General features: G+C 64.5%; 19 protein-coding genes. 14 read left to right on the top strand and 5 right to left on the bottom strand.

Annotated elements, in window-relative coordinates:
* Positions 1 to 53 precede the first annotated feature (53 nt).
* A complete protein-coding gene (locus L7H23_RS05235; protein WP_237838299.1) occupies positions 54 to 1,247 on the top strand; it encodes an MFS transporter in 1,194 nt (397 codons plus the stop codon).
* Positions 1,244 to 1,378, top strand: coding sequence for a hypothetical protein (locus L7H23_RS18515; RefSeq protein ID WP_275671225.1), 135 nt, complete (start codon positions 1,244 to 1,246; stop codon positions 1,376 to 1,378). The genes L7H23_RS05235 and L7H23_RS18515 overlap by 4 nt, the downstream gene beginning before the upstream one ends.
* On the opposite strand, the gene L7H23_RS05230 is transcribed toward L7H23_RS18515, so the two are convergent.
* The 4 genes from L7H23_RS05230 to L7H23_RS05215 form a co-directional block, all read right to left on the bottom strand.
* Entirely contained in the window at positions 1,375 to 2,556 is a 1,182-nt protein-coding gene (locus L7H23_RS05230; protein ID WP_237838298.1) for an alpha/beta hydrolase, read from the bottom strand. The genes L7H23_RS18515 and L7H23_RS05230 overlap by 4 nt on opposite strands.
* Positions 2,553 to 3,542, bottom strand: coding sequence for a cobaltochelatase subunit CobS (cobS, locus tag L7H23_RS05225; RefSeq protein WP_237838297.1), 990 nt, complete (start codon positions 3,540 to 3,542; stop codon positions 2,553 to 2,555). The genes L7H23_RS05230 and cobS overlap by 4 nt, the downstream gene beginning before the upstream one ends.
* A gap of 94 nt (positions 3,543 to 3,636) precedes the next feature.
* A complete protein-coding gene (locus tag L7H23_RS05220) occupies positions 3,637 to 4,074 on the bottom strand; it encodes a nuclear transport factor 2 family protein (protein WP_237838296.1) in 438 nt (145 codons plus the stop codon).
* 9 nt (positions 4,075 to 4,083) lie between these two features.
* Positions 4,084 to 4,677, bottom strand: a complete 594-nt coding sequence (locus L7H23_RS05215) for a J domain-containing protein (RefSeq protein ID WP_237838295.1) — start codon at positions 4,675 to 4,677, stop codon at positions 4,084 to 4,086.
* A 112-nt stretch (positions 4,678 to 4,789) separates the two neighbouring features.
* Here L7H23_RS05215 and L7H23_RS05210 point away from each other — a divergent pair, with 112 nt between their 5' ends.
* The 9 genes from L7H23_RS05210 to L7H23_RS05170 all read left to right on the top strand — a co-directional run bounded on the left by L7H23_RS05210 (position 4,790) and on the right by L7H23_RS05170 (position 10,968).
* Positions 4,790 to 5,047 (top strand): BolA family protein, encoded by a 258-nt coding sequence (locus tag L7H23_RS05210; protein ID WP_237839121.1) that lies wholly within the window; start codon positions 4,790 to 4,792, stop codon positions 5,045 to 5,047.
* Entirely contained in the window at positions 5,044 to 5,724 is a 681-nt protein-coding gene (locus L7H23_RS05205; protein ID WP_237838294.1) for a hypothetical protein, read from the top strand. The genes L7H23_RS05210 and L7H23_RS05205 overlap by 4 nt, the downstream gene beginning before the upstream one ends.
* Positions 5,724 to 6,113 carry a cupin domain-containing protein gene (locus L7H23_RS05200; protein WP_237838293.1) on the top strand — a complete coding sequence of 130 codons (390 nt, stop codon included), beginning with the start codon at positions 5,724 to 5,726 and terminating at the stop codon, positions 6,111 to 6,113. Before L7H23_RS05205 ends, L7H23_RS05200 begins: the two co-directional genes overlap by 1 nt.
* Positions 6,113 to 6,997, top strand: a complete 885-nt coding sequence (locus L7H23_RS05195; RefSeq protein ID WP_237838292.1) for a pirin family protein — start codon at positions 6,113 to 6,115, stop codon at positions 6,995 to 6,997. The genes L7H23_RS05200 and L7H23_RS05195 overlap by 1 nt, the downstream gene beginning before the upstream one ends.
* Complete coding sequence (locus L7H23_RS05190; RefSeq protein ID WP_237838291.1) at positions 6,994 to 7,452, top strand: hypothetical protein; 459 nt, start codon at positions 6,994 to 6,996, stop codon at positions 7,450 to 7,452. Before L7H23_RS05195 ends, L7H23_RS05190 begins: the two co-directional genes overlap by 4 nt.
* Positions 7,453 to 7,527: 75 nt before the next feature.
* Positions 7,528 to 8,451, top strand: a complete 924-nt coding sequence (locus tag L7H23_RS05185) for an alpha/beta hydrolase (protein WP_237838290.1) — start codon at positions 7,528 to 7,530, stop codon at positions 8,449 to 8,451.
* A gap of 238 nt (positions 8,452 to 8,689) precedes the next feature.
* Positions 8,690 to 9,460 carry an AraC family transcriptional regulator gene (locus L7H23_RS05180; RefSeq protein ID WP_237838289.1) on the top strand — a complete coding sequence of 257 codons (771 nt, stop codon included), beginning with the start codon at positions 8,690 to 8,692 and terminating at the stop codon, positions 9,458 to 9,460.
* Positions 9,457 to 10,677 carry a low temperature requirement protein A gene (locus L7H23_RS05175; protein WP_237838288.1) on the top strand — a complete coding sequence of 407 codons (1,221 nt, stop codon included), beginning with the start codon at positions 9,457 to 9,459 and terminating at the stop codon, positions 10,675 to 10,677. The genes L7H23_RS05180 and L7H23_RS05175 overlap by 4 nt, the downstream gene beginning before the upstream one ends.
* A gap of 27 nt (positions 10,678 to 10,704) precedes the next feature.
* Positions 10,705 to 10,968 (top strand): hypothetical protein, encoded by a 264-nt coding sequence (locus L7H23_RS05170; protein WP_237838287.1) that lies wholly within the window; start codon positions 10,705 to 10,707, stop codon positions 10,966 to 10,968.
* On the opposite strand, the gene L7H23_RS05165 is transcribed toward L7H23_RS05170, so the two are convergent.
* Positions 10,952 to 11,380, bottom strand: a complete 429-nt coding sequence (locus L7H23_RS05165) for a hypothetical protein (protein WP_237838286.1) — start codon at positions 11,378 to 11,380, stop codon at positions 10,952 to 10,954. The two genes, L7H23_RS05170 and L7H23_RS05165, sit on opposite strands and share 17 nt — an antisense overlap.
* Between L7H23_RS05165 and L7H23_RS05160 the strand changes: the two genes are divergently transcribed.
* The 3 genes from L7H23_RS05160 (at position 11,379) to L7H23_RS05150 (ending at position 15,408) form a co-directional block, all read left to right on the top strand.
* Positions 11,379 to 12,536, top strand: coding sequence for a serine hydrolase (locus L7H23_RS05160; protein WP_237838285.1), 1,158 nt, complete (start codon positions 11,379 to 11,381; stop codon positions 12,534 to 12,536). The genes L7H23_RS05165 and L7H23_RS05160 overlap by 2 nt on opposite strands.
* Positions 12,537 to 12,750: 214 nt before the next feature.
* Positions 12,751 to 14,208: an IMP dehydrogenase gene (gene guaB / locus L7H23_RS05155; RefSeq protein WP_237838284.1), complete on the top strand. Its 1,458-nt coding sequence runs from the start codon at positions 12,751 to 12,753 to the stop codon at positions 14,206 to 14,208.
* A gap of 9 nt (positions 14,209 to 14,217) precedes the next feature.
* Positions 14,218 to 15,408, top strand: a complete 1,191-nt coding sequence (locus tag L7H23_RS05150) for an RsmB/NOP family class I SAM-dependent RNA methyltransferase (protein ID WP_237838283.1) — start codon at positions 14,218 to 14,220, stop codon at positions 15,406 to 15,408.
* Positions 15,409 to 15,413: the final 5 nt, after the last annotated feature.

Here is a 15,413-nt window from a genome sequence, read left to right as displayed (position 1 = left end):
CGCGGCGGGCAGGGGAGCATCGCCGCTTCATGTCCTCCCCCGCACTCTCCCCCATGAAAAAGTCCTGGATCGTCATCGTCTGCGCGGCGTTCATCGTCACGCTGGCGATGGGCGTCCGCCAGAGCTTCGGTTTGTTTTTGCCGCAGATGAGCGTCGATATCGGCATCAGCCGGTCGGACTTCGGCCTTGCGATGGCGTTGCAGAACCTGCTGTTCGGACTCGTCCAGCCGTTTGTCGGCGCGCTTGCCGACAAGCATGGAGCAGGGCGCGTGGTTCTGGCCGGAGCGTTGCTCTACGCCGCCGGTCTCGTCGGTGCGGCCTTCGCGACCGATGCGATCGGACTTCATCTCAGCTTCGGACTACTGATCGGTATGGCGCAGTCGGCGACGACCTTTGTCGTGGTGCTCGGTGCGGTCGGCCGCGTCGTCAGTCCGGAAAAGCGCAGCGGCGCGTTCGGGATCGTCACCGCGGGCGGCTCGCTCGGCCAGTTCCTCGTCGTGCCGCTGGCCTCGTGGCTGCTCGGCGATATCGGCTATCACCAGACATTGTGGATCATGGTCGGCCTCGTCGCGCTGTGCGGCCTGCTCGCGATCGGCGTGGCGGGACGGACCGACGCGCCGGGCACGCTCGAGGTCGAGGAGCAGACCGCGCGTGAGGCGCTCCGCGAGGCGATGGCGCATCGCGGCTATTGGCTGCCCAATGCGGGCTTCTTCGTCTGCGGCTTCCATATTGCTTTCATTGCGACGCACCTGCCGGCCTATCTCGACGACAAGGGGCTGGGGATCGGCGTCGGCGCGCAGGTGCTGATGCTCGTCGGGCTGTTCAATATTCTCGGTTCCTATGTGTTCGGGCGCGCGGGCGACGTGCTGCGGCAGAAATATGTGCTGTCGGCGCTCTACACCGCGCGTTCGGCGGTGATCGCGCTCTTCCTCTTTCTGCCGCTCAGCCATGCGAGTGCGCTGGTCTTTGCCGCCGCGATGGGGTTCCTCTGGCTCGGAACCGTGCCGCTGACGAGCGGGATCGTCGGGCGCATCTTCGGCATCCGCTATCTCTCGATGCTCTACGGCATCGTCTTCCTCAGCCATCAGGTCGGCAGCTTCTTCGGCGCATGGATGGCCGGGCTGATCTTCGACGCGACGGGCAGCTACAATATCGCATGGGGCTTCGCGATCGCGCTCGGCCTGTTCGCAGGGCTCGTCCACCTGCCGATCGCCGACGCGCCGGTCAAACGGCTGCAGCCTGCATGAGGCTCGCGCGGCAGGACTGGATCGCGCTCGCGCTGTTCGCTGTCGTCGCGGTTGCGGGCCTGTGGCTCTGGACCGGCGAGGGGCCGGTCGTCTGGCTCGCGAACTTCGCTATCATGTGCGGGTTTGGTTAGGACGGGTCGCGGTTGCAGATCGTCTCGTCGAGGTCCTTCGGCGATACCGGATCGGGCTTCAGCCAGAACACATAGGGCAGCCGTGTCGCGACACGTTCCGGCCGTGTCCGCTTGCCTTGCACGGCATCGACGAAATCGCGGCACGCCACCGCGCTGCGCAGGAAATTGCTGTGTCCCGTCGATCCGCGGGACACCTCGGTCGTGTCGACGACGGTGATGCCGGGGATTGCGGTGACATAGCAACGCTCGGGAAGCCCCTTCGCCTTCAGATCCGCCGCCTCGAACGGATCGAAGCAATAGGGCGAACCCAGCCGCGGATAGCCATGCACTGCGCGCGATACCGCGAGCGCCTTGTCCTTCGCCGATACATAGATGGTGATGTGCCGGCCCTGCGCGACGCGATCGGGCGCGAGCACCTCGTCGACGATATCGCGCTCGAAAGTCTCGCGGTCGATATCGGGTGAGGCGAGGATGATGTTGGATATATTGCCCGTCCGGTCCGCGCGCCGGGATACACGGTCGACCGTCCCGATCGCCGGTATGACGAGCCGCGCACCGAGCGAGTGCGAGACGATCACGATCTCCTTCACCCACGGCTTGTCGGCAAGTCCGCGCAGGAAGTCGCGGAAATTGCGGACATCGTGGTACATGTTCGTCTCGTCGACCGCATATTTCAGCACCTCTCCCTGCGAGGGCCAGCTATATTCGATCACCGGGCCGTCGAAGCCGGTCATGCGGGCGATCTGCGCCGCGTCCTTCGACGTCGTCTCGAACGTCTCGCGATAGCCGTGAACGTAAAGGAGCACACGGCCCTGCTTGCGGTCGGTCTCGGCCTGCAGCGCCTGCCACCAGTCGCCCTCGTCCTGAAACGCCATCGGGGTGCGGAAGTGCTTCTTGCCGCCGATCTCCATGTCGACCGGCTTCGCGAAACGACCATAGCGGACCGTGTCGCCGCGATGATTGAGCAACGCAATGCGATCGGTGCGGCAATCTGGCAGACGGCTCGTCACGAAGAAAAGCGGCAGCGCCGTCTCGTCGACCGCCGCGCCCGGCTGTGCGGTGCAGCGCGGGTCGGCGACATAGGCCGCATGCGGTACCTTGCCATAGTCGACCGGGGTTACGCAGCCGGTCAGCGCCAGTGCAGCGGACGCCACCATCAGGTGGCGCTTGGCGATCACTTGCCGATCACGCCTTCGGGCAGGTCCTCGCCGAACACGCGCTGATAATATTCGGCAACGATCATCCGCTCGGCCTCGTCGCACTTGTTCAGGAACGACAGGCGGAACGCGAAACCGAGATTGTTGAAGATCGCGGCATTCTGCGCCCAGCTGATCACGGTACGCGGGCTCATCACAGTCGAAATATCGCCGTTGATGAAGCCCTGACGCGTCAGGTCGGCGACCTTGACCATATTGCCGACGGTCGTGTCGTCGGTGCCCGGAACCTTCGCGAGAATGATCGCGCTTTCGGTCGCCGCGGGCAGATAGTTCAGCGTGACGACGATGTTCCAGCGGTCCATCTGGCCCTGGTTGATCTGCTGCGTGCCGTGATAGAGGCCGCTCGTGTCGCCAAGGCCGACGGTGTTCGCGGTCGCGAACAGGCGGAAATGTGGGTTCGGGCGGATCACACGGTTCTGGTCGAGCAAGGTCAGCTTGCCCTCGGCCTCGAGCACGCGCTGGATCACGAACATCACGTCGGGGCGGCCCGCGTCATATTCGTCGAAGACGAGCGCGGTCGGCGTCTGCAGCGCCCAGGGGAGCAGGCCTTCGCGGAACTCGGTAACCTGCTGGCCGTCGCGCAGCACGATCGCATCGCGGCCGACGAGGTCGATACGGCTGATATGCGCGTCGAGATTGACGCGGATGCACGGCCATTTGAGCCGCGCGGCAACCTGTTCGATGTGCGTCGACTTGCCGGTGCCGTGGTAGCCCTGGACCATGACGCGGCGGTTGAACTTGAAGCCCGCCAGAATAGCGAGCGTCGTGTCGCCGTCGAAGACGTAAGCCGGATCGAGGTCGGGCACACGCTCGTCGGACTCGCTGAACGCCGGGACCATCATGTCGATATCGACGCCGAACATCTCGCGCGCGCTCACCTCGGTATCGGGCGCGCCGAGGAGCGTCGAGCCGTGATGGTCGGGAAGGCTGTTCGGAATATCGGTCATGTCAAAAGTCCAGCGATCTTGATCAGGGAGAGTCGCCGCAGGCGGCGCTTCGCCAGCGCGGTATCGCTATGGGTTGCGGCTTGCAACGCCTTATTCAGAGCAGGCCGAGCGCCTTCATCACCGCGGACTGGTCGTAATAGGGCCGTTCGCAGACGATCTTGTCACTGCCCGGCGCGAATTCGAAACTCGCCGCCATGCGGATGCGGAACGCCTTGCCTGTCGGTTCGATCGTGCGGAGGCCGAGTTTGAGAGGTCCGAGGTGGGTGCCGGTCAGCCAGAATTCGACGAGCACCGTGTTCGTGCTTTCGTCGGCTGCGATCGCGATTACCTCGTTCGCCTGATCGGGAAAGGGTTCGCGCGAGGTGGCGAAATAGGACCGCACTGCGGTTTCGCCGTCGAAAATCGTGCCGGGCCCCATCAGCTCGTAGCGCGGATGCTCGAAGGTAGCGAGGACGCCGTCCCAGTCGTGCGTGATCTCGAGCGCCATGTGCCGGCGGACGACTTCGATCCTCGCTTCGTTCAGGTCGGCCATATTTCCCTCCTATGCGAACGCCTTCGTTTTTCTGAGCAACTGATATGCCGCAACGACCTCGCCGAGTCTCGCCTCGAAGCTGCGGTCGCCGCCATTCCGGTCGGGATGATATTTGCGGACGAGTTCGCTGTAGCGCCGCCTCAGCGCCGCACGGTCGGCGTCGGCGGGCAGGGCGAGTAGCTGCATCGCGGCATGTTCCTCGCGGGTCAGGCCGGGGTTCGCCGCCTCGCGCTGCGCCTCGTCCATCCGCTGGCGAAAGCGCGCGCCGAGCGCGTCCATCGGATCCTTGAAGTCGGCCCAGCGCGGCGGCAGGTCGGCGCTGCCCGCGGGGCGAAAGGCGCGGCTTTCGGTCTCCCAGCCCGCGGTCGGCGACTGTGCCGCCATGATCTGGTCGGCGCTCATGCCCTCGAAGAAATTATAGCCCGCGTTGAATTCGCGAACATGGTCGAGGCAAAGATAACGGTACGGCGGCGGGCCGTCGGGTGACCGGTGCGAGGAGACGGGCGCGCGAAATTCGCCGGGCTCGCGGCAGCCGGGAACCGCGCAGGCGGCTTCACGCGGAATGCGACCGTGAAATCGGGGGGAGCGGGCGGAAGACGACACACGGGGCTTTCGGAATCGGGGGGCGGGACCTGTCCTTCGGGAGCTCTTATAATTTGGCGATGGACGGCCTATGGTCAACCCCATGAGCAACAAAGGCCCCGTACAGCAAGAGATGGAAAGCCTGCTCATCGCAGCCTTTCCCGACGCCAATTTCCTCCTCAGCAACGATAGCGCCAAGCATCACGGCCACGCCGGCGACGACGGGTCGGGCGAGTCGCATTTCAGCCTGAGCATCGAATGGGCAGGCTTCGCCGGCCAGAACCGCGTCGCGCGCCAGCGCGCGGTGAACAAGGCGCTCGGCGACCTGCCAGGGCAGCGCGTCCATGCGTTGGCAATAAAGGCGACGGCACCGGGAGAGGGACAGTTATGATTCTGTCTGCCTTGCTTTTGGGCGCCATGTCGCCCGTTCAGCCCCCAGTGGTTGTTGCTCCGCCGTCGCCTGTCCCTGTGCTGTCCTTTGATATTGCAGGTGAGGGCTATTCTATGCCGGTTCCAACTGGTTATTGCAGAACTCGGAATCTTCCGGCGCTGTACACGCGCGACGAGACGAACGAAGCGGGCGTAGTTTTGGCAAAACTCGCCTTCGTTTTCCTGTGCGACACCGTCGGCAAAGGGCCGAACGACCAGGATTTTATATATCTGAAATATTTGAAGAATTATGATCCCCCGCAACGAACGCGCGAGGAGTTGCTAGCCGTTCTGACGAAAAAAATGGGCAGCCAAGAATATGTCGAAAGACAAGAGTCGCCCGAATACGTCGCCCAAATCGAACGAAAAACCGAAGCTCAAACAGGCGCGCAAATCGAAGCTGAATTTGCGGTGACACCTCTCGGCCGAGATGAGTTATGCGTTTATACGGGGCAGGTTATGACGGTCGCGGCGAAGCGCGACGCGGCCAAAATTCGAGCAGTTAGCTGCGTTACTCTATTCAATGGTAAGATTGTTACTATCGACATTGCGTCGAGCATGGATAGAGGCCTAAGTTTCGTGGCGCTGCGCGATAAACTTTATCGTGTTGTCGCCTCGATCGAAAAGGTTGAGTCCTAATGGGTGAACAAAAGGGGCGTGTGATCGACAAGGTCAATCTCGCCGAGGCCTTTGCGACCTTCCATGATCACTGGAATCCGCGTGTCGCGGGCGACATCAACAATTTCCAGGTCAAGCTGGTGAAGTTCGCCGGCCAGTTCGACTGGCATCATCATGACGCGGAGGACGAATTGTTCCTCGTCGTGCACGGCAAGATGAAGATGGGTTTCCGCGACCGCGACGTGATCGTCGGGCCGGGCGAGTTCATCATCGTCCCGCACGGCATCGAGCATTGCCCCGAAGCGGTCGATGGCGAGTGTCATGTCGTGCTACTCGAACCCAATTCGACGCTCAACACGGGCAATGTCGAAACCGGAAAGACGAAAAAGACGCTGGAAAGGCTCGGCTGATGTTCACCGTCATCACTCCCTCGACCCACGACATCGGCGCGTTCGACGTGCGGCGGACCTTGCCGGACAAGGAGCGGACGATGGTCGGCCCCTTCATCTTCGTCGACCAGTTCGGCCCGGCGCATTTCGACATCGGGCAGGGAATGGACGTTCGCCCGCACCCGCATATCAACCTGTCGACTTTGACTTATCTGTTCGAGGGCGCGATCGATCATCGCGACAGCCTCGGCACTTATGCGACGATCCGGCCGGGTGCGTGCAACCTGATGACCGCGGGGCGCGGAATCGTCCATTCGGAACGCACGCCGCAGGTCGAACGCGGCACCGGTTCGCCGATCTCGGGCATGCAGACCTGGCTCGCGCTTCCCGACGGCAAGGAAGAGATCGACCCGGCGTTCGAGCACGTCGCGGCTGAGGACTTGCCGCTCGTCGAGGATGGCCATGTCTCGGCGCGGGTGATCATGGGCAGCCTGTGGGGCGCGACCGCGCCGACGACGCAGCACGCGGCGACCATCTATGCCGACATCATGATGAACGCCGGCGCCAGCCTGCCTATTGAGGCCGAGGCCGACGAGCGCGCGGTGCTCGTCGCGATGGGGGACGCCAGCCTCGATGGCGAAGCGCTCGAGCGGTACAGCCTTTACATCTTGAAGCCGGGGCAGGCGATGACGCTGCGCGCTTCGACAGATGCGCGCGTGATGCTGCTCGGCGGCGAAGCCTTCACGACTCCGCGCCATCTCTGGTGGAATTTTGTCAGTTCGTCGCGCGACCGCATCAACGAAGCGAAGCACGACTGGAAGGACCGCAAATTCCCGCTCGTCCCCGGCGACAGTGAGGAATTCATTCCGATCCCCGAGCCGATCCGGACTCCCGGCTACCCGTGAGCCTGCTGCTCGCCCTTGCGATGGCGGCACCGGCGCCGACTGTTCTTTCGGGGCCGGTATTCGAATGCAGCTTCGGCGCGAAGCAGTTGCGCGTGACGCAGGAGGGGCAGGCGCTCGTCTATCGCTATGGCACGAAGACGAAGGCAGAACTGCGGATCGTCGCCGACGCGAAGAGCCGCCGTGTCTTCTATCATCGTACGCTTTATCCGCGCGGCGAGGACCAGACGCTGCGTTTCGTGAACGGCGATTACGACTATATCGTCTTTGCGCACTGGACCGCGGGGTCAGGCCCCGACATCGAGCTGGACACGGCTGCGCAATATGGCGGGTTGATCGTCAGGAAGGCGGGAAAGACCCTTTCGACGCGCATCTGCAAGGATGGCGGCGACATGCTCGAATGGCCGATCTTCAAGTCGCTGCCCACCGACGAAGAGAATCGCACTCCGGCGATCTGATCCTGCGACTGGCAGCTTGCCAGCCGCGCTGCGCTCCGCCAGACGGTTTCGAAACGAAACCAAAGGAGCGATGCGATGATCGGCGATTTCGAGCAGGTGCGACTGAAGCTTTCGACCGGAGTCGAACTGGACGTCGTCGATATGGGGCCGAAAGATGCGCCGGCGCTGATCTTCCTCCACGGCTTTCCCGAATCGCACCGTACCTGGCGCTTTCAGCTCCCGTATTTTGCCGGTCGCTTTCGCTGCATCGCGCCCGACCAGCGCGGTTATCGTGGTTCTTCCAAGCCGCAGGGCGCCGAATCCTATACGCCCGACAAGCTGATTGCCGACATCTTCGCCGTCGCCGATGCGCTGGAGATCGATACGTTCACGATCGTCGGTCACGACTGGGGCGGGGCGATCGCGTGGGGCGTGGCGCTCGGCGGACAGCCCGGCGGCCTGCATCCGCAATGGGCGGGGCGCGTCACCCGTGCCGTAATCGCCAATGCGCCGCATCCCGCAATCTTCCAGCGCCTTCTGCTGACCAATCCCGCGCAGCGCGAGGCGAGCCAGTATATCCGGACATTCCGTGACCCGGCGAGCGACGCGATTATCGAGGAACATGGCATCGCCGGCATCCTCGCGCATGCCTTTGCGGGACGCGTCCCCAGCGGGGGCATCCAGCCGCCCGATGAAATCGCGCGATTGCTGAAAGACTGGGAAGATCGCGAAAGCTGCCGCGCGATGATCAACTGGTATCGCGGCTCGCCTGCCAATGTGCCCGCGATGGACGAACCCTATGCCGAACCGCCGACGATGCCCTTTCCGAAGCTGACGATTCCGACGCTCGTCATCTGGGCGCTCGACGATGTGGCGCTGCCGCCGTGCAATCTCGACGGGATGGATGAGCTGGTTCCGGGCGCAAAGATCGTGCAGGTGCCGGGCTGCGGCCATTTCGTGCCGTGGGAAGATCCCGAGGCGGTCAACGCCGCGATGGACGAATTTCTCGCCCGGACCTGACCCGAAGGCCGCCTCCTGCGTCCGTTTGTGAAAGCAAAAAAGAGGCGGGCAGCATGATCCGATGCTGCCCGCCGGGAGGGGTCTCGTGGTGGTGCGACCAGGCCCACCAAAGTCGTGCATATTTACGCCGATCAGGGGTGCTTGATCGGCGTCCCCGGGAATTGGAGGGGCGATTTAACCATATGATTCGCCTAGATTGCAGGCTTTCAGATTCTCCCATCTTTGCCATATTCGGGTCATGGACGTGGGGCGACTCAAGACGGCCTCGATTGACGACAGGATCGATGGCCCCAGTAACTGGACGATTGAACGCGATGTCCATGTGCTCATCCTGCACGAGGCCGGCAGCTACCATTATCTCGAAACATGGCTCGACGGGCGGCGCACCTCACTGGGCGATCCCTTGCCGGGGGAAATGTGGCTTGTACCGGCCGGCCGGCCGTTCGCCGCGACGGCGCAGGGCGGCACGGCGCGCTATCTGCAGGTCGAAATTCCCGCCGGGCTTCTGGACGTTGCGCCCGAAGCCCGGGTAATCGCGGCGCATGAAGATGCCGCTATGGCCGCTCTCGTGCGAGCCCTTGCGGCGGGCGACGAAACGGCCACCGCGCCGCTCCTCGCCGCGATAGCGGAAACGCTCGAACGCGGCGTGATGCGCTTTCCGGTTGCGCCGGACATCGCGCGGCGGCTCGACAATCTGATGACCTTCATCGAACCGCGGATCGAAACCCATCTGACCGTCGAGGATATGGCGACGGAAGCCGGAATGTCGGTCAACAGCCTGATCGTCCATTTCGCGCGCGCCACCGGCCGCACGCCTGCACAATATCTGCTGAACCAGCGCCTGCGCCGCGCCCGCTGGTTCCTGATGAACCGGCCGCTGACGGTCGCCGAGATCGCTTTCGCGACCGGATTTTCGAGCCATGCACATTTATGTGCGGCCTTCCGCAACAAGCTCGGTATATCTCCCGGGGCCTGGCGTCGTCAGGCGACGAGGGAGGGGCTTTTGTGATCCGCAGCAATCTGTTTCGCGTGCGCGACGGTCATGGCCATGCGCCGGTTACCAATATCGAACTCTTCTTCGATCTCGTGTTCGTCTTTGCGATCACCCAGCTGTCGCACGCGCTGCTCGAACATCTGGGTCTGGCGGGGGCACTCCAGACGCTGTTGCTGCTCTTCGCGGTGTGGTGGGTGTGGATCTATACGACCTGGGTGGCGAACTGGCTCGATCCGGAGCGCGCTCATGTCCGGCTGATGCTGATCATGCTGATGCTGGGCGGGCTCGTCCTGTCGAGTGCCGTTCCTTATGCCTTCGGCAAGACCGGCTGGCTCTTCGCGGCCGCCTATTGTTCCATGCAGATCGGCCGCTCGCTCTATATGGTCTGGGCGAGCTGGGGCATCCATCATTCGCGTGCGCGCAGTTTCATGCGCATCACATTCTGGTTCCTGCTGTCGCTACCGCTCTGGATTGCCGGCGCGATGTCGGCGCCCGACCACCGGCTGCTTCTCTGGGGCGCAGCGCTGCTGCTCGAATATATGGGGCCGATCTTCTTTTACTGGACGCCCGGTCTCGGCCGTTCGAAGGGGCATGACTGGGACATTTCGGGTGCGCATATGGCCGAACGCTGCGCGCTGTTCGTCATCATATCGCTGGGCGAGGGCGTACTGATCACCGGCGCGACGTTCGCGAAGCTGCCGCAGGACGGTCTGCACTGGGCGGCGTTCGCGACCTGTTTTCTCGGGTCGGCGGCGCTCTGGTGGCTCTATTTCGATACCGGCGCGGTACGCGGCAGCGAGCGGATCGAGGCGAGCGAGCAGGCAGGGCTGATCGCGCGCAACGCCTATACCTACTGGCATATTCCGATCATCGCGGGCCTGGTCGTCTCGGCCGTTGCCGACGAAATGCTGTTGATGCATCCCTATGGTCATATCGAGCCTGCCTTCCTCGCCGTCACGGTCGGCGGCGGGCTGCTGTTCCTGATCGGCAACATGGGGTTCAAGAAGTCAACGAACGATCGCCGCCTGCCGCCCTTTTCGCACATGATCGGTTGCGCGCTGCTGCTGGCAGTCGGCGCCGCGTCATGGTTTCTTCATTGGCAACCGATTGCGCTGGGCATCGGCGCGTTTGCAGTACTGGCGTTCACCGCAATCTGGGAATGGGGCAGCTACAATGGCGGCTGGCAACGCTGGGCGCCGTGGCTCGGCCGCTTCGGGAGCGCCAACGCATAAAATCATCGGTGGGGGAGATACAGGACCATGTCGCACACAACCATCATGCTGATCGCCGGACTCGCGCTGCTGATCGCCATGCGCATCCTCATCCGCGACAAGCGCCGCGCAACCTGGGCGTTCCTTGTCCTCTGGCTGCTCATATCGGTCGGCAACCTGCTCGTCGGTGTGTTGTCGGCGGGTTATGGCTGGGGCGAAGAGGCGGTCGTCTGGCTGCTCGTCTTCGGTGCGCCGGCCGCGCTGGCGCTGATCGCGGCCCGGCTCGGTTCGCCGGTCAGTTCCGCGGATTGATCAGGCAACCGCTCGCGCCTGCGTAGCGGGCGCTCCGCGACGCGAGTAGCGGGACGCTGCCCGTAACGGTTTTGGTCGCGGGATCCTCGCTCAGTGAGATCATCTCCATGCCCGGCTCAAAATCGCTCTGGCAGCTGTCGAGGCTGCGCCCCTGGACATAGCGGCACGAACACCCGACCCGCGCGGCATAGGCGGAACCCAGTTCGGCCTGGGCCTTGAAGGACGGGAACTTCCAGATCAGGAAGATTGCAAGCAGGACCCCGAAGCCTGCGATCCATGGCAGGCAACCGCCGCGTTTGCCGTCGCGCCGTTTGCGACCACGCAGATGCGACGGCACCTCGGGCGGCGGCGCGGCCGGCCGCTGGTCGGCCGTTGCCGGATCGGTCGGGTTGATGTTACTCACCCGTTCCATGATCACGAAAAAAGCCATGCTGGCAAGTGCCGCGCTGGTAATGCTCGGGGGCTGGTCGCTGACGCAGGCGGCGGGGCAGGGCAGCATCGCGCCGGCGTCGCCGTCGCCGAGGCTCGGCGCCTCGCTCGACGATGTGCGGGCCGTGGACGCCACCCCGGCGCTGCCGGCGCTCGATCCCGTGATAAGGGCCAAGGCCGATGCGCTCTTCGACGATGAGAGCGAAGTGGGCGAAACGCGGGCGCTGTATGTGCTGCGCGACGGCGAACCGATCTACGAGCGCTATGGCGACGGTTTCGGTCCGAATTCGAAGCTGATCAGCTGGTCGATGGCCAAGAGCATAACCGCAGTGCTGGCCGGTATCCTCGTTTCCGACGGACAGCTGTCGCTCGACGCTCCGGCGCCCGTCTCCGGCTGGGAACGTAGCGGGGACCCGCGCGGCGCGATCACGCTGCGCAACCTGCTCCACATGTCGTCGGGGCTGGAGCATGTCGAAACCGGCGATCCCGTTTGGAAGGGCGACACCGTCGAGATGCTCTTTGGCGCCGGCGCACAGGATATGGCAGGCTTCGCCGAAGCCAAACCGGCGGCGGCGCGGCCCGGAGAACTGTTCAATTACAGCTCCGCGACGAGCGTCATCCTCGCCGACATCATGACCGATGCGCTGACCCCGTCGCAAAATGCCGAGGCGCGGCGGGACGCGATGCTGGAATTCATCCACGGCCGGCTGGCCGAACCGCTCGGCATGGCCAGCCTGACGCCGGAATTCGACGCTCATGGCACGATGATCGGCGGTTCGGTCATGCATGCGACCGCGCGCGACTACGGGAAATTCGGCGAATTCCTGCGCAACCATGGTGTCGTGAACGGCCAGCGGCTGCTGCCGGAGACGTGGATGACCTTCATGCTGACGCCTTCGCCGAACGACGCGGGCTATGGCGGGCATATCTGGCTCAACCGCCGACGCCCGGCCGGCGCCGATGCAGCGCTCTGGCCCGACCGCGGTCCCAACGACCTGTTCGCCTGCATCGGTCATCAGGGGCAATATATTATCGTTTCGCCGTCGCAGCGGGTGACGGTGGTGCGATTGGGGATCACCGAAGACGATGAATTTCCGGCACTCCGCCGGCATCTGGCGGATCTGGTCGCGTCGCTTTGAGGCGCTCTCCCGGCGGACGGGGAGGATGCGATCGTGGCGAATGGCAATGGCGGGAACCGGAGCTTTTCCGGTACGCGCATCCGGTGCGAAATAATCATGCGTACCCCACTGGCGCGCTTCGGCCCGACTGGTTACATGGGCCGCCACCAAACGAATCGCGTGTGCCGCCCGAAAACCGCGGGGCAGGCGCCGCCCGCATGAGAAAGTGGCACCCATGGAAATCATCACCGGCCTGACCTTCGACGACGTGCTGCTGGTGCCGGGTGCGTCGGATATCCTGCCTTCGGACGCCAATCTCCAGACCCAGCTCACCAGCGATATCACGCTGAACATCCCGATCCTTTCGTCGGCGATGGATACGGTCACCGAATCCGATATGGCGATCCTGATGGCGCAGATCGGCGGCATCGGGGTTCTCCACCGCAACATGACGATCGAGGAACAGGCTGCCGCCGTGCGGCAGGTGAAGCGCTTCGAAAGCGGGATGATCGTCAACCCGATCACCATCACCCCCGACGCGCCGCTTTCCTATGCGACCGCGCTGATGGACCAGCACAGGATTTCGGGCATCCCGGTGGTCGAGCCCGGCGGCAAGCTTGTCGGCATCCTGACCCATCGTGACGTCCGCTTCGCCGACAATCCCGGCCAGCCGGTGCGCGAGCTGATGACTGCCGACAATCTTGCGACGGTCCGTCCCGGCGTCGGGCAGGACGAGGCGCGCAAGCTGCTCCACCAGCGCCGTATCGAAAAGCTGCTCGTCGTCGACGAGGATTATCGCTGCATCGGCCTGATCACGGTCAAGGACATGGAAAAGGCGGTCAACTTCCCCGATGCGACCAAGGACGGCAACGGCCGCCTGCGCGTTGCGGCGGCGACCAACACCGGCGACAGCGGGATCGAGCGTGTCGAGGCGCTGCTAGACGCCGAATGCGACCTGATCGTCGTCGACACCGCACACGGCCACAGCAAGGGCGTCGGTGCGACCGTCGAACGGATCAAGAAGATGTCGAACCGCGTGCAGGTGCTCGCCGGCAATGTCGCCACGGGGGACGCCACGAAGGCGCTGATCGATGCCGGCGCCGACGGCGTCAAGGTCGGCATCGGTCCCGGTTCGATCTGCACGACGCGCGTCGTCGCCGGCGTCGGCGTGCCGCAGCTCACCGCCATCCTTGACAGCGTCGAGCAGGCGCAAAAGCATGGCGTTCCGGTCATCGCCGATGGCGGCCTCCGCACCTCGGGCGACATCGCCAAGGCGCTGGCGGCAGGCGCATCGAGCGTCATGGTCGGCTCGCTCCTCGCGGGCACGGCCGAGGCGCCGGGCGAGACCTTCCTGTTCCAGGGGCGCACCTATAAGAGCTATCGCGGCATGGGTAGCGTCGGCGCGATGGCGCGCGGCTCGGCCGACCGCTATTTCCAGCAGGACATCAAGGATCAGATGAAGCTGGTCCCCGAGGGTATCGAGGGTCAGGTTCCGTTCAAGGGGCCGGCGAAGGATGTGATCCACCAGCTTGTCGGCGGCGTGAAGGCGGCGATGGGCTATACCGGCAGCCGCACGCTCAAGGACCTGCGTGAGCGCGCGAAGTTCGTGCGCATCACCAATGCGGGCCTGCGCGAAAGCCACGTCCACGACGTCGCGATCACCCGCGAGGCGCCGAACTATCCGGTCGGCTGAGGCCGCCCGGTGACACCGGCAGCGCGCATTCAGGCGGCGATCGAGATCCTCGACGCCATCGCCGTTGCCGCGCGCGAGGGCGGGGCGCCTGCCGACGCGATCTTCGCCGAAGCGATGCGCGGGCGCCGCTATGCGGGGTCGAAGGACCGCCGCGCGATCCGGGCGCATGTTTATGACGCGATCCGCCTCGTTCGTTCGGTGCCGGCCTCCGGCCGCGCGGCGATGCTGGCGCTCGTCGATGCCGATCCGGCGCTGGCGGAGTTGTTCGATGGCACTCCGTATGGGCCGGCCCCCATCGCGGCCGATGAACCGCGCGCCGAAACCGGGCTCGCGGCGCAGGCGCTGATCGACCTGTTCGATCCGCTCGTCGGGGCCGGGGAGGGCGATGCGATGCTCGCTCGCGCGCCTCTGGATCTTCGCGCCAATCGTATCAAATCTGGGGTGGCCGATCTCGCCGCGCTTTTCCCCGAAGCCGAAGCGATCCTCGGCGCGCCCGACGGCTGGCGCCTGCCACCCGAAACCGCCGCGGCGCAGCATCCCGCCTATGCCGAGGGCGACTTCGAGGTGCAGGACGCCGCGAGCCAATATGCCTCCGCCGCGCTCGACGCCACGCCGGGGCAAGCGATCGTCGATCTGTGCGCGGGCGGCGGCGGCAAGACGCTCGCCATCGCTTCGCTCACCGGCAACGACGCCGACATCCTCGCTTGCGACACCAATCGCGCGCGCCTGCAGCAACTGCCGGCGCGCGCCGAACGCGCCGGCGCCACGCGAGTCGAGACGCGCCTGCTCAACCCCGGTCAGGAGCTCGCAATGCTTGCCGACTGGCAGGGGAAGGCCGACCGCGTTTTCGTCGATGCGCCTTGCTCGGGGAGCGGCACGTGGCGACGCAGTCCCGAACTGCGCTGGCGGCTGACGCCGCAACGTCTCGACCGCCATCTTGCCGACCAGGCGAAGTTGATCGACATCGGCGCCGATCTTGTGGCGCCGGGCGGCAAACTCCTCTATGCAGTATGCTCGATCATCGCGCGCGAGGGGCGGGCCCAGGTGGACGAATTTCTGAACCGGCATCCCGGCTGGACGGCCGACAGCGGATACCTGTCCGATGGCGTTGGACGTACGGCGGGCGGCGGTTTTCTGCTCACCCCGGCGCACGACCAGTGCGACGGATTTTTTCTCGCACGGCTGACAGCGCCATGTTAGCATCC

Origin of the sequence: Sphingopyxis sp. BSN-002 (genome assembly GCF_022024275.1) — a bacterium.
In the GTDB taxonomy this organism is placed as follows: Bacteria; Pseudomonadota; Alphaproteobacteria; order Sphingomonadales; family Sphingomonadaceae; genus Sphingopyxis.
Note: the sequence above shows the minus strand (reverse complement) of the source record. Positions and strands in the feature narration are given on the sequence as shown.

Bases quoted from the DNA above. Each gene is read 5' to 3' on its own strand.
- L7H23_RS05235 (WP_237838299.1), top strand. From the start codon at position 54: ATGAAAAAGTCCTGGATCGTCATCGTCTGCGCGGCGTTCATCGTCACG.
- L7H23_RS18515 (WP_275671225.1), top strand. From the start codon at position 1,244: ATGAGGCTCGCGCGGCAGGACTGGATCGCGCTCGCGCTGTTCGCTGTC.
- cobS (WP_237838297.1), bottom strand. From the start codon at position 3,542: ATGACCGATATTCCGAACAGCCTTCCCGACCATCACGGCTCGACGCTC.
- L7H23_RS05220 (WP_237838296.1), bottom strand. From the start codon at position 4,074: ATGGCCGACCTGAACGAAGCGAGGATCGAAGTCGTCCGCCGGCACATG.
- L7H23_RS05210 (WP_237839121.1), top strand. From the start codon at position 4,790: ATGGAAAGCCTGCTCATCGCAGCCTTTCCCGACGCCAATTTCCTCCTC.
- L7H23_RS05205 (WP_237838294.1), top strand. From the start codon at position 5,044: ATGATTCTGTCTGCCTTGCTTTTGGGCGCCATGTCGCCCGTTCAGCCC.
- L7H23_RS05200 (WP_237838293.1), top strand. From the start codon at position 5,724: ATGGGTGAACAAAAGGGGCGTGTGATCGACAAGGTCAATCTCGCCGAG.
- L7H23_RS05195 (WP_237838292.1), top strand. From the start codon at position 6,113: ATGTTCACCGTCATCACTCCCTCGACCCACGACATCGGCGCGTTCGAC.
- L7H23_RS05185 (WP_237838290.1), top strand. From the start codon at position 7,528: ATGATCGGCGATTTCGAGCAGGTGCGACTGAAGCTTTCGACCGGAGTC.
- L7H23_RS05180 (WP_237838289.1), top strand. From the start codon at position 8,690: ATGGACGTGGGGCGACTCAAGACGGCCTCGATTGACGACAGGATCGAT.
- L7H23_RS05170 (WP_237838287.1), top strand. From the start codon at position 10,705: ATGTCGCACACAACCATCATGCTGATCGCCGGACTCGCGCTGCTGATC.
- L7H23_RS05160 (WP_237838285.1), top strand. From the start codon at position 11,379: ATGATCACGAAAAAAGCCATGCTGGCAAGTGCCGCGCTGGTAATGCTC.
- L7H23_RS05165 (WP_237838286.1), bottom strand. From the start codon at position 11,380: ATGGAACGGGTGAGTAACATCAACCCGACCGATCCGGCAACGGCCGAC.
- guaB (WP_237838284.1), top strand. From the start codon at position 12,751: ATGGAAATCATCACCGGCCTGACCTTCGACGACGTGCTGCTGGTGCCG.